The 12958-nt window shown below is 65.7% G+C and carries 9 protein-coding genes; 8 read left to right on the top strand and 1 reads right to left on the bottom strand.

Annotated features, from left to right (window positions below; genetic code table 11):
- The first annotated feature begins 432 nt into the window (after positions 1–432).
- From D4754_RS07325 to D4754_RS07355, 7 genes are all read left to right on the top strand, one after another.
- The gene (locus D4754_RS07325; RefSeq protein WP_121062335.1) at positions 433–1356 is read left to right on the top strand and encodes a LysR substrate-binding domain-containing protein; all 924 of its coding nucleotides are present in this window, start codon (positions 433–435) and stop codon (positions 1354–1356) included.
- A 172-nt stretch (positions 1357–1528) separates the two neighbouring features.
- Positions 1529–3157, top strand: a complete 1629-nt coding sequence (locus D4754_RS07330; protein ID WP_121062336.1) for an ABC transporter substrate-binding protein — start codon at positions 1529–1531, stop codon at positions 3155–3157.
- A 58-nt stretch (positions 3158–3215) separates the two neighbouring features.
- Positions 3216–4157 carry an ABC transporter permease gene (locus D4754_RS07335; protein WP_121062337.1) on the top strand — a complete coding sequence of 314 codons (942 nt, stop codon included), beginning with the start codon at positions 3216–3218 and terminating at the stop codon, positions 4155–4157.
- Positions 4154–5017, top strand: coding sequence for an ABC transporter permease (locus D4754_RS07340; RefSeq protein WP_121062338.1), 864 nt, complete (start codon positions 4154–4156; stop codon positions 5015–5017). Before D4754_RS07335 ends, D4754_RS07340 begins: the two co-directional genes overlap by 4 nt.
- Positions 5014–6051: an ABC transporter ATP-binding protein gene (locus D4754_RS07345; RefSeq protein WP_121062340.1), complete on the top strand. Its 1038-nt coding sequence runs from the start codon at positions 5014–5016 to the stop codon at positions 6049–6051. Before D4754_RS07340 ends, D4754_RS07345 begins: the two co-directional genes overlap by 4 nt.
- Positions 6048–7094 (top strand): ABC transporter ATP-binding protein, encoded by a 1047-nt coding sequence (locus tag D4754_RS07350; RefSeq protein WP_121062342.1) that lies wholly within the window; start codon positions 6048–6050, stop codon positions 7092–7094. The genes D4754_RS07345 and D4754_RS07350 overlap by 4 nt, the downstream gene beginning before the upstream one ends.
- 19 nt (positions 7095–7113) lie before the next feature.
- Entirely contained in the window at positions 7114–8097 is a 984-nt protein-coding gene (locus tag D4754_RS07355) for a peptidase C39 family protein (protein ID WP_163025824.1), read from the top strand.
- Between the two features lie 336 nt (positions 8098–8433).
- On the opposite strand, the gene D4754_RS07360 is transcribed toward D4754_RS07355, so the two are convergent.
- On the bottom strand, positions 8434–9741 hold the full coding sequence (locus D4754_RS07360) for a glycosyltransferase family 4 protein (RefSeq protein ID WP_121062346.1): 1308 nt from the start codon (positions 9739–9741) through the stop codon (positions 8434–8436).
- Positions 9742–10098: 357 nt separating this feature from the next.
- Between D4754_RS07360 and D4754_RS07365 the strand changes: the two genes are divergently transcribed.
- Complete coding sequence (locus D4754_RS07365) at positions 10099–12912, top strand: DUF4114 domain-containing protein (protein ID WP_121062348.1); 2814 nt, start codon at positions 10099–10101, stop codon at positions 12910–12912.
- Positions 12913–12958 lie beyond the last annotated feature (46 nt).

The following is a 12958-nucleotide window of genomic DNA, read 5'->3' on the forward strand; positions in this document are numbered from 1 at the left end:
GACCCAGCTTGATAAAGACTCAGGGACATTGCGTAAACATTCGGCCCGCAAGTTTCCCTGATTTCCACGGAGGTAAAGCGCCCGCGTTGTGTAACATCGCAACAGTTTCCCGCTGCACGTGTTCTGTCGGACGCCCGCTATCAACCATGAGGCAAGCACGGCTTACGGCCTCGTTCGATCATATCCCGGAACCGCAGCCGTGGAGCGCGCGCTCCTGCCAGCGACTCGAACTGGCCGCGGCGATCAGCCAAACGGGGTCTGTTTCGGGCCTTCACTGCGCCGCCAGGGTCGCCGGATTCTCAACGCCCTTCTCATGTCGGGAGACGCCGGCGAGGATCACGCAAATATAGCTGACAGTCCGGTTCTCGCGTAGTGTGGGCCGGAAACGCCCGCGGACTGACCCGTCGACCCAACCATTTCCGGAAAACGGCAATGCGCCATGTCCTGCCACCACTGCCTTCGCTGACCGCGTTCGAGGCCGCCGCCCGTCACGGCAGCTTCACCCGCGCGGCGGAGGAGCTGAACATGTCCCAGTCGGCCGTGTCGAAGCGCATCGCCGGGCTGGAAGACTGGATGGACATCAAGCTGTTCGAACGCATCCGCCAACGCATCGTGCTGACCGAAGCGGGCAAGCATTTCCTTGATCGCGTCCGGACCGCTCTGGAAATCATGGACGAGGCGACGGTCGAAACCCTGTCGCTCAGACCGCACGCGACCACGTTCAACCTCGCGACGCTGCCATCCTTCTGCCACTACTGGCTGTCGCCGCGGCTGGCGCGGTTTGCCGATGAAAATCCCCGCGTCTCGCTGAACGTCACGGCCCGAACATGGCCGTTCGATTTCCGGCTTGAAAACACCGACGCCGCGATCCTCTACGGCCCCGCGCCCTGGCAGGGCGGGCCATCGATCCGGCTGTTCGGAGAGGAGATGATCGCCGTCTGCGCCCCGCGCCGCGTGGCGCCCGAAGATGCCGAGGCATTGCGTACCCTGCCCCTTCTGCATCATCGTGCGCGGCATCACGACTGGCAGAACTGGTTGAACACCGGCGGAATCGACGACGTCAACGCCTTCCGCGGCAGCCGGTTCGAACAGTTCGACATGATCATCCGCTGCGTCGCCAACGGGCATGGCATCGGCCTTGTGCCCAAATTCATGGCAATCGAAGACCTGGAGGCCGGGCGGATCGTTCAGCCCTTCCAGCGCGGCATGATCTCGCCCGCCAGCTACTACCTGGCTTATCCGGAAGGAAAGGCCAGCCATCCGGCGCTTATGGCCTTTAAAAACTGGATGTTTGCAGAGATCCGCGAGACGGTGGGCGCGGTCGATCCGAACCTTGATCATTCCACATGGGAATGAACTTCCGCTGATTTATCGTTTGGCGCGGCCCCGCGACAAAGCTACGGATTCATGACAGCGACAGGCGTCCAACCGCCTGCCAGTGGCCGGACCGGCGCGGCAACGCGCGCACCGGTGCCTTACAGAATCCAGCCCCCCAGATGCGGGCCGGGACTGCCAACAGGAGATACAGATGAACGACTTCGCCGCCGCGCGGGGATCTCGGGGCGTGCGCGCTTCGAACCAGTTGCGCCTTGTGCCTTTCGCTCTCGCCGCCGCGCTGGCGGCAGCCCCGCTTGCGGCGCTCGCCGATGGCACCGTCACACTGGGCCGGACCGCCGATGCCGACCGCTACGATCCGCACCGGTCGTCGGCCTTGGCCGCGGCCGAAGTGCTGCAGATGATCGGCGACACGCTGGTGACGCTGAGCCCCGACCAGAAAACCGTCCTGCCGGAGCTGGCCGAAAGCTGGGAGATGTCGGAAGACGGGCTGACCTACACCTTCCACCTGAAGGAGGGCGTGACCTTCTGCGACGGCAAGCCCTTCACCGCGGCGGATGTCGTCGGCACGATGGACCGCTGGCTGGCGCCCGATGCGCCCAATGTCAGCACCTGGCGGGCGGGCGAGGTCGACGAGATCACCGCGCAGGACGATCTGACCGTCGTCTACAAGCTGAAGGTCCCGTCGTCGAACCTGCTGTACCAGATGGCCAATTTCAACTTCATCATGATCGATCCCGATCAGGCCGAAGCCCTGGGCGACAATTTCGGTGTGACCGCCTTCAACGGCACCGGCCCCTTCTGCCTGGAAAGCTGGAGCCCGCGCGACCAGGTCGTGCTGAAACGGCACGATGGCTACACCTGGGGCGCGCCAGAGCTGGGCAACCCGGGGCCGGCCAAGGTCGATACCGTGATCTGGAAGATCATCCCCGAGGAAGCGACGCTGGTCGCCACCATCCCCGCGGGCGAGATCGACGCGTCGTATTCGGTACCTTCGTGGGCATTGGCGCAGTTCGAAGCAGACCCGACCGTCCAGCTTCTGCGCCCCGAGGCATCGTTCCGGACCCATTACATCGGCATGAAGACATCGCGCCCGGCGATGGACGATATCAAGGTCCGCCAGGCGATCGCCCATGCCATCGACCAGGACGCGATGGCCGAAGGTCTGTGGTTCGGCGTTGTGAACCCCACGGTTTCGTATTTCTCGGACAAGGTTCTGGATTACCCGGCAGATACCGATACCTCGGCCTTCACCTTCGATCCCGGCAAGACCGCCGAACTGCTGACGGACGCGGGCTATGAAAAGGCCGCTGACGGGTTCTGGCAGAAGGATGGCACCCCCCTGACGCTCACCTATTACGGCTTCAACGAAACCCTGTCGCGCGGCATGGCCGAAGCGGTGCAGGGCGATCTGCGCAAGGTCGGGATCCAGGTCGATGTCGAAAACTACGATTCCACCGCGATCTGGGGGAAGCTGCGCGAGGACACGTATGACCTGTACGAGATGTCCTACCCCTATCTCAGTGCAGGCGATGCGTTGAACCTGTACTTCCACTCCGGCTCGATCCCGTCGCCCAACCGGATGATGTGGAACGATCCCGAAACCGACAAGCTGATGGAAGCGGGCAACGCCGCCATCACGCCCGAAGCGCGCGCCGCGGCGTTCGAGGCGCTGACGCGTCACGTGCACGAGGCCGTATTGTGGAAACCGCTGGTCGAGGAAACGCCCGTCGTGGCCGCCGGTCCGCGGCTGGAAGCCTTCGAGCCCGCCGGCATGTCCGGCGCCGTTTTCGACAGCGGCCTGAACCTGAGCCTGAAGTAAGCAACCGGCCGGGTCGGGGCGTGCCAGCCCCGGCCCCGCCACGAAACGGAGACGCCCCATGCCCGGACGTCTGGCCCACCGCCTGCTGGTTTCCATCTTCGTCCTTCTGGGCGTGCTTCTTGTCGGCTTCCTGATGCTTCAGGTCATGCCGGCCGATCCCGCCGCCGCCATCGCCGGCGCGCAGGGCACCGATGCCGAGATCGAAACGATCCGCCGGCATCTTGGCCTCGACAAACCGGTGATGGTGCAGTTCGCGCTTTACCTGTCGCGGGTGGTGCAGGGCGATCTGGGGCAGTCGATCATCAACAACGCAAGTGTCTTTACCGAGATCACCCGCGCCGCCGGCCCAACGCTGGAACTGATGTGCGCCGCGATGATCTGGTCGCTGCCGCTGGGCCTGAGCCTTGGCATCACCGCCGCCCTGCGCCGCGGCGGGATCCTTGATCGCGTGGTCATGGCGATCTCGGTCGCGGGGGTGTCGATCCCGGTGTTCTGGGTGGGGCTGCTGCTGGTCCAGCTGGCCGCCAGCACCCGCGCCTTCCCGATCCAGGGCCGGGGCGGCGCGATCTGGACTATCGACGGGCTCCCCCATGTCATCCTTCCCGCCACGGCGCTGGGGCTGATCCTTCTGGGCCCGGTCGCGCGGATGACCCGCACCACGCTGTCGGACGCGCTGAACGCCGATCATGTCCGCACCGCCCGGGCCAAGGGCGCGGGGCCGGCGCGCGTCGTGCTGGGCCATGCGCTGCGCACCGCGCTGCTGCCGATCATCACGCTGGTGGGCCTGCAGGTGGGCGCGCTGATGGGCGGCGCGGTGGTGACCGAAACGATCTTCGCATGGCCCGGCGTGGGCCGGCTGGCGGTGAACGCGATCACCACGGGCGATTATCCCATGGCGCAGGGCGCGATCCTGTTCCTTGCACTGGCCTTCATCGTCGTGAACATCGCGGTCGATATCCTGTCGGAACTGGCCGATCCAAGATTGCGGAGCCGGACATGACCGATCTTCCCGCAGGCGAGATCCCCGCAGGCTCCTCGAGCCGCACCTGGCGCCGCATGCGCCGCAACCCGGCGATGGCCATCGGCGTGACGGTCCTGACGGCGGTGGTCTTTTTTGCCCTGATCGGCCCGATGATTTCCCCTTACGATCCCTACGACACGGCGCTGCGGATGCGGCTGAAGCCCCCCAGCGCCGCGCATTGGCTGGGCACGGATTCGCAAGGGCGCGATCTGGCGACGCGGCTGATGTACGGCGCCCGAACGACGCTGATGCTGGGCCTGGCCGGGGTGGCGTTCGCCGCGCTGACGGGCGGCGCGATCGGGCTCCTGGCCGCGTTCTACAAACGGCTCGACAACCCGCTGATGCGGTTGATCGACGTGCTCCTGTCGTTCCCGTCGATCCTGTTCGGCCTGTCGCTGGCGGCGATGATGGGCCCCGGTCTGCACAGCCTTATCCTGGCCATCGGCCTGTCGATCATGCCCGGCATCGCCCGCATCTCGCGCGGGGCGGCGCTTTCGGTCATGGCGCAGGATTTCATGGACGGTGGCCGCGTCATCGGACTGCCCGACGTCACGCTGATGCGCCGCTACCTTCTGGCCAATGCCTACGCCCCGATCCTGACCTACGTGACGCTGGCCTTCGGCGACGCCGTGCTGCTGGCCGCGGCACTCGGGTTCCTTGGCCTGGGGCTTCAGCCGCCCACGGCCGAACTGGGCTCCATCGCCGCGGAAGGACGGTCGTTCCTGTTCATCGCGCCGCACGTGTCCTTCGCGGCCTCCGCGCTGATCTTCCTGATCGTGCTGCCGGTGAACATGCTGGGCGACACCCTGCGCGATGCGGCAGACCGGAGAGCGTCATGAAACACAGCCCGCGGGAAACCATGATCGCCCCCCAGACCGCCCGCCCAGAACCGCTGCTCGTCGTGCGCGGCCTGTCGGTGACGTTCGCCACGGATCAGGGACCGCTGAAGGCGCTCGATGCGGTCGACCTGACGCTGGCACCGGGAGAGACGCTGGCGGTCGTGGGCGAAAGCGGATCGGGCAAGTCGGTCCTGTCGCTGGCGCTGATGGGGCTCCTGCCGCCCACCGCGAAGATCGAGGCCGACGCGCTGACCTTCGACGGGCGCGACCTGACCGGCCTGCGAGAACCCGATTTCCGGACGCTGCGCGGCACGGCCATGTCGATGATCTTTCAGGAGCCCGCTACCGCGCTGAACCCCGTCCGCCGCATCGGCGACCAGATCGTCGAGGCGATCCGCCTGCACGAGGATATCCCGGCCCCCAAGGCCCGCGCCCGCGCGATCGAGGCGCTGGCCGCCACCGGGATCCCCGCCCCGGCGGAGCGGGCCGGCGCTTTCCCGCACCAACTGTCGGGCGGGATGCGCCAGCGGGCGCTGATCGCGATGGCACTAGTCCACCGTCCGCGCCTGCTGATCGCCGACGAACCAACGACCGCGCTGGATGTCACCGTGCAGGCGCAGATCCTTGACCTGATCCGGGATCTTGCCCGCGAAACCGGGACGGCGACGCTGTTCATCACCCACGACATGGGCGTGGTCGCAGAAATGGCCGACAGGGTCAGCGTGTTCTATGCCGGGCGGCTGGTGGAAACGGCACCCGCGCCCGCGCTCTTTTCCAGCCCCGAACATCCCTACACGGTGGGTCTCCTGGGCTCGATGCCGCAGATGAATGCACGGGGCGCGCCGATGCTGCCCATTCGCGGCACCGTCCCGGACCCGCGCCTGATGCCGCCCGGTTGTCATTTCCACCCGCGCTGCCCGTTTGCCGCCGGCGCCTGCCGGACCGACAGGCCCGCCTTGCGCGAAATCCGCCCGGGTCAGGCCTCGGCCTGTCATCTGGCGCCCCTGATCGAAACGCTGGAGGCCCGGCCATGACCGCCCCGCTGCTGGAACTGCGCACTGTTCGCAAGGACTTTGCCCTGGGCCAGGGCCTGTTCGCGAAACGGCGGATCCTGACGGCCCTGGACGGGATCGACCTGTCCATCGCGCCGGGCGAAACGCTGGCGCTGGTGGGGGAATCCGGGTGCGGCAAGTCCACGCTGGGCCGGATCGTGGCCGGGCTGATGCCCGCCACCGCGGGCGAGATCCTGTTCGATGGCCATCCACCGGCCCGCGGCAAGGCCCGCGCGCGCCAGATCCAGATCGTGATGCAGGATCCGTTCGGCGCGCTGAACCCGAAGATGAGCGTGGGCGAACTGATCGCCGAACCCGCCCTGTTGCACGGGCTTGTCACCCGCGGGACAACCCCTGCCCGCGTGGCCGAACTTCTGTCCCTCGTCGGCCTGCCCGAAGGCGTGGCGCCGCGCTATCCGCATGCTCTGTCGGGCGGACAACGGCAGCGGGTGGCCATCGCCCGGGCGCTGGCCACCGATCCGAAACTGATCGTGGCGGACGAGGCGGTCTCGGCGCTCGACGTCTCGGTGCAGGCGCAGATCGCGAACCTGCTGAAAGACATCCAGGCGCGGACCGGGGTCAGCCTGCTGTTCATCTCGCACGGGCTGTCGCTGGTGCATCATATCTCGGACCGGGTGGCGGTCATGTACCTGGGGCGGATCGTCGAAGACGGCCCAACCGCCGATCTGTTCGCCCGCCCGCGCCATCCCTATACACGTGCGCTGATCTCGGCCACGCCGGAACCCGTGCCCGGCAGTTCGGCCGACCGGATGCACCTGACCGGCGAAGTGCCCAGCCCGCTTGCCCTGCCGTCGGGGTGCCGGTTCCGCACGCGGTGCCCCCACGCCACGGATATCTGCGCAGAGGTCGATCCGCCTCGAACCGCCGAGGGCGCGGCACATGTCGCCTGCCACCTTGCCCACAGGCTTCCCGCCTACCAGTCGCAAACGCCCGAACCGGCTCCGCGGCTGCAACAGGCCATCGCGCTCTACCGCGCCGCCGCCGCCCGGCTGGATGCGGCCTGACCCCAACCCGGAGACTTCCATGTCCGACACCATCATCCACACCGCCGCCCCTCTGCCGCTCGACCGGCTTCCCGAAGGCGCGGCGCAACCGCAGCTTCCCGATCAGGCCCGGATTTCGGCCATCGGGATCGAGGACGGGACCGGCGGGCCCCTTGCCTGGGCCGTCCTGCGCCAGCGCCGCACGGCCGAGGTGATCCAGATCGTCGGCTGGTCCGCCCCTGCCGAACTGTCCCCCGCGCTGGCCGACGGTATCCTGGCCGACGCGTCGGCCCGGTCCGCCGCACTGCTGCGCGCGACGCCGGACCAGGCGCAGGCCATCGCGGCGCTGGGGCTTGAAGATACCGGCCGCGGCTATGCGCAGCGCTGGCTGGGCGATCCGATCCCGCTGGTCCACCCCGTGGGCCGGTACAACCAGTCCACCGGCTTCACCTGCGGCCCCGTTTCGCTTCTGTCGGCCATGGGGCCAGAAGTGACGCGCCACGACGAGATCGCGCTCTGGCGCGAGGCGACGTCGGTGGTCAGCCTCAACGGTCCCGGCGGCTGCGATCCCTACGGCATGCTGCTCGCGGCCGAGAAACGCGGGCTCAGGGCCGAACTGTTCTTCGACGCGCCCGGCCCGATCCTGCTCGACCGCGTCCAGTCCGAGGAGAAGCGCGAACTGGTCACCTTCGTGCAGAACGCGTTCAAGGAGAGCGTGGCCGAAAAGGGCCTGCCCGTGACCCGCGACCGCCTTGGCCTGCCCGCCCTGAGTGCGGCGGTGGAAGGTGGTGCCATGGTGATCCTTCTGATCGACCAGATCCTGACCCACGATCATCACGCCCCGCACTGGGTTCTTGTCCACGCGGCGAAGGACGGGCTTTTCCTGGTCAACGATCCATGGCTGGAACCCCGGGATCGCGAGACACTGGCCGATGTCGATTGCATCCCGATCCGGGGTGAAACCCTGTACCGGATGGGCGCATGGGGCGACCCGGCCCGCCATGCGGCGCTGATCCTGCGCTGAATGTCGTCCGGCCGGGTGTTGCGGGCAGAAACGGCCCACCCGGCATCTCCTGCACCGGCGAAAGGCGGTCCGTAGGAAACTCCGCCGAGCGGAGACGGTCGGAACCGCAGCGCAGACCGGCCCGAAAGGCCCTGTTCGTCGAAGCTGTCCGCGAAATCCCCGCCATGACTGACGCCGATGGTGGCACGTGGCGACACGGTCAGATACGCAAGCGTCAAAACCGCCCCTCTGGTGAGATTGCAGCGCAACGCATCGCCCGGCACTGACCGGGATCATGTTCGGCAGGCTCGACGATTGGCGGGTCAGGCGGTGACGTCCAACGGGCCAAGGGTCCCTTCACCGATCCGGTTGGTCCCCCTGCAAGGGCGCACGCCCGTCGAGCGCCCGTATCGCCTGAAGGATGTCGTTCTTCACGTCCGTCCAGCTGCGCAGGCTGCCTTGCGCCGCGGCGATCCTGTCCACGATGTCCGCGCGGAAGGAAGGCGCGTCGTGGAGCCTCTCCATCAGCCTTGCCAGCTCCATGTCGTCGTCCGGGTCGAAATAGAGCGCGAGATCGCCGCAACATTCCCTGAGCGCCCCGGCATCGGCCGCCACCACCGGACACCCGGCTGCAAGCGCCTCGCCCGCAGGCAGGCCCCACCCTTCCATCCGCGTCGGGATGATCAGCGCAAGCGCGTTGCGATAGAGCCGGGCCAGGTCGGTCTGGTTCGGATGCTCGATATGTTCGATCCGGTGCAGGATGTTCCGGAACCGGGGATCCTGCAGATGTTTCAGCACATGCCCATGCCGACGCCCGGCCAGCATCAAAAGCGGCACGGTGCGGCCCTCCTCGTGCAGGCGGACCATGGCGTCGAGCACGACGTCGAGGTTCTTGCGGCCCAGCATGGAGCCGACGCAAAGAAAATAGGGCTCCTCGGGCACCAGCAGCAGGGGGCGTTCGGTGCTGGGCGCGCAGTCATGCGCCAGCGGGATGGCGGCGATCCGTTTCGGCCTGGGCAGGGTCCCCGCCTCGACGAAATGTTCCAGATCCCGGGCCGTGAATTCCGAATTGGTCAGGATCAGGTCGGCCCGTTCGATCAGGAAGATGTTGTCGTGCAGGAAGCTTCTGGCAAACCGCTGGCCGAACCGTTCGTCGACTTCGTGGAACGGGAAAAAATCATGCAGCAGAACGGCAATCTTCGTATCCCAGTTGTTCTTGCGAATGGCCTGGACCATGTCGATCACGATCTTCGGTCGCCCGGCCGAGACAAAATCGTAGCCGTCGAGCGAAATCTCCCGAAGCGAGATCTTCTCCAGTTTCCAGGTTCGCCGGTTCCTGTGGCGGACAATCGCGCCGGCCAGCGGGGACAGGATGTCCCTGAGCAGGTTGCGGCCTTTCGGATAGATGTTGCGAAACTTCAGCGGCTTCACCCCGAAGGGCACGTTCAGGTCGATCCCGCTGGGCTGCGACGGATCGTGGAACGGCTTCAGTTCGAAGAAACTCTGATGACCGGGCGAGAAAAGCACGAAGACCACGTCATCCCGGCAGCGGAACAGGTCCAGCCCGATCTCGGAAACCACGCGCGCCACGCCATAATATCGGTCGCGGCCCGAGGACTGGGTGAAGATCTCGGTCAGGTCGTAGGCGATGGGGCGGGGGAGCATGATGCTTTTCGTACCGTATTGCACTCGTCCTGACCCGGTCGGCACCACGCAGCGTCAGCCGGGCAGGTGCGCTGGCCGCGGTGCCGGGCCGGGGGTCGCGCAGACTTTCGTCGGAAGGCCCCGCGGCGACAAGTGGAAACTTGTCGGCCCGCAACGGTATCCGGCCCCTCGTCCGGGCGCGTCAATATACAGGTGACGTTGGATCAGGGCCGGAACAGCGCACTGTTGCACCGTTTCCAAGGATCGCTCGAAATGCGTGTCGACGTGAAGAAATGATATTCGAATCTCCAAAGTTCCAAGCTAGCGTGAACTTGTTAACAGGTGTTCTCGAAACTTGGCGTCGTGCCGGAGGCAAAGATGACAGACTGGTCCCGTTCCACGTATCTCGATCTGACGAGTTGGAATTCCTACGATTACTCTGCCTCGACCACGGTCGAGGACGCCTACGACATGGACCCGGATCAGGTGCGCGCCGCGACTGATCAGACGATGGTCGTGGGCTTCGTTCTGCCGCGCGCCAATAATCCTGCGGATCTGCTGGAAGGCAACTGGGCGGAACGCCAGGCCGCGCTGGCGAAGCTGGTCGAGGACGGAACGCTCTGGGAAACCTATGGCGCCGAGGCCACCGTCTACGAAGATGCGAGGACCGCGATCGAAAGCGCCGGAGGCACGATCATGGAGCCCGCCGACGGCTACGCGACATCCGCGGACTCCCGGACCATCTGGGCCGAGCTTGATCCCGCCGCGTTCCAGGCGCTGCTGGGCGCGGAATTGTACGTCGAACAGAAAGATCCGGAGTCCGAGGAAAACACGTTCTGGAACGGCATCCTGACACCGAACGGGCTGACGCTGGAAGGTCTGTTCATAGAACCGGATCTGGAATCCGCGACACAGACGCTGGATGATGGCAACGTGGTACTGGAGCCCGGGCCTCAGAGCCTCGGAAACTACAGTCTCGAACGGCCTAGCCTGAAACCGCAGGACTTTGCCGACGTCTACAACTTTCCTCTGTCCAACAACAGTTCGGTATCCACGGTCGTGGGCCTGATGGAGCCCGGGCTTGTCAACCTGTTGCCCGACAACAGCAAGCTGACCTTCGACGAAGCGCTGAGCGCGTACCTCCGGGGTGCCGGGCTCCCGGATGACGAATTCTCCACCTATGCCGTTGCGCCGGCCGGTCTGATCTACGACGAGGACAGCGCGGGTGAACGATCGCTGGATGTCGGTGTCGTTGCTGCCGTCAATCCGTACGGGAAGGTCGGGCTTTACAGCTCGGCCAATCATTCGGCGCTCGCGGCGACCTATCAGCTTGCCATCCACGATCATGTCAACGATCCGGCCGTTCTGTCCTCCTCGTTCGGCTCGGGTCTTCGCACGTCCTACGATTCCCCGTTCTACAACGCCGACGAACAGCTGTACGTCGATGCCGCTCTTGCCAACCGCACGTATCTTCAGGCATCCGGCGACCGCGGATCGGGCAACGGCATTCTGACCGGCCTGCCCAATGTGAACTACGACGCGACAAGCCAGTACGTCCTGACAGTCGGCGGGACCTCGGCCTCCAATCGCCCCATTGCCGAGCTCGACAACACTCTTGACGCCATTGTCGAGGCCGCTCTCGACGGGGAGAAGTCGCTGATCTGGCAGTTGATGCAAGGCAGCCTGAAAGACGTTCCCGCCGATATGGACGATGACGGGCTGCTGATCGAAACGGTCTGGAACGAATACGTCCTGGAAAGCGACGGCTCGATCGAATTCCTTTCGAACAAGACGACGACCGGCGGTGTCGATACCCGTATCGAGGTGCCGACGTTCCAGACACGGTACGGGCTGAACCCGACCGAGGCCGGACCGTACGGCAATGTCGGTCGGGGCGTGCCCGACGTTGCGGCGGCCGCGGGCGGCAACACCTATTACACCGTTCCGCTCCCGGACATGATCGGGACCGGGGGTGTCGGCGGGACAAGTGCCGCCTCCCCTCTCTGGGCCGCGCTGTTCCAGCAGCTCGCCATTCTCTTCGACGCACAGGGGCTGCCGCGGCCGGGCTATGCACATGATCTGCTGTATCAGGCATCGGTACTGACCCCGGCATCGTTCAACGACGTGCTTTTTGGCCACAATACATCGACGGCTGCGCCGGGTGACGAATACGCGACCACCAACGACGACGGGTTCACGGTAGAGATCGACGCGACCGGGCTCGGCTATTCGGCAACGTTGGGCTACGACCTGACGACCGGCCTCGGCACGCCGGACGGTTCGGTGCTGGCGTCCACGATGCTGGCCATCGCCCATTCCCAGATGTATTCCGACGTGCCTTCGGTTCTGGTCGAAGAGCAGACGGGGTGGACGGCCGGGGCCACGGGGACGCTCATGTTCCAGGTCAACTCCGAGCTGGACGTCGACATGGAGGTGTCGGTTGACGGGCTCGCCGATGACCTATCCAGCGCCACGACCGACCAGTTCGCATGGACGCCGCGTATCGCCGGCAAGACGCTGGACGAGGATTTCTCGGCCGATCTGATCGCGATGTTCGACGGCAGCGCGCAGGCAAACCTGTTCGACGCGGACATCGACGAAGGCAGCACTGTCGAGATCGAATTCTGGGATACCCCGTCCGATGCCTCCCAGGCGGACCTGACGAAGGACTTCGGCTTCGTGGATTTCTTCGGCGAAGAGGTGAACGCGAACACCCGCGTGGCAAGGCCGGTCGCGGTGGCCGAAACCATCGGCGGGCAGGACAATCAGAACTTCGTCGTGACCATGCGGCAGGCCGGGACGCACGACATGTCCCTCCAGCTTTACGAGGTCGATGATTTCCTTGGGCGCATCAATGGCATCGCCCCCGGCGAGGAGGGCTATGCAGAGGCCGTGGAAGGCCGCGTCTACCTGACCCGGGCCGGAGAGAAGTGGGTGGACGGCGGTGGCTTCGGCACGCGGTCCGAAACCGAATTCGCCAATGCCGATGCGGGGGATATCATCGCGATGCGGCTGCAATCCGAAGATCACATGTTCTACGGCTTCAGCAAGGCGAACGAGAGTGTCGACGGCGACAATGTCGAACACCTGTGGAACTACGGGCACAACATGTGGGGGTTCGAGGATCTCTACGGCGGCGGTGACCGGGATTTCAACGATCTTGTGCTGCACTTCGATTTCGCGCCCTACTAGGCGCGCCGTCCCGGCCTCTGCCGTTGTGCGTAGCGATCCATTGCCC

Origin of the sequence: Chachezhania antarctica, assembly GCF_003646465.1 — a bacterium.
Lineage (GTDB): Bacteria > Pseudomonadota > Alphaproteobacteria > Rhodobacterales > Rhodobacteraceae > Chachezhania > Chachezhania antarctica.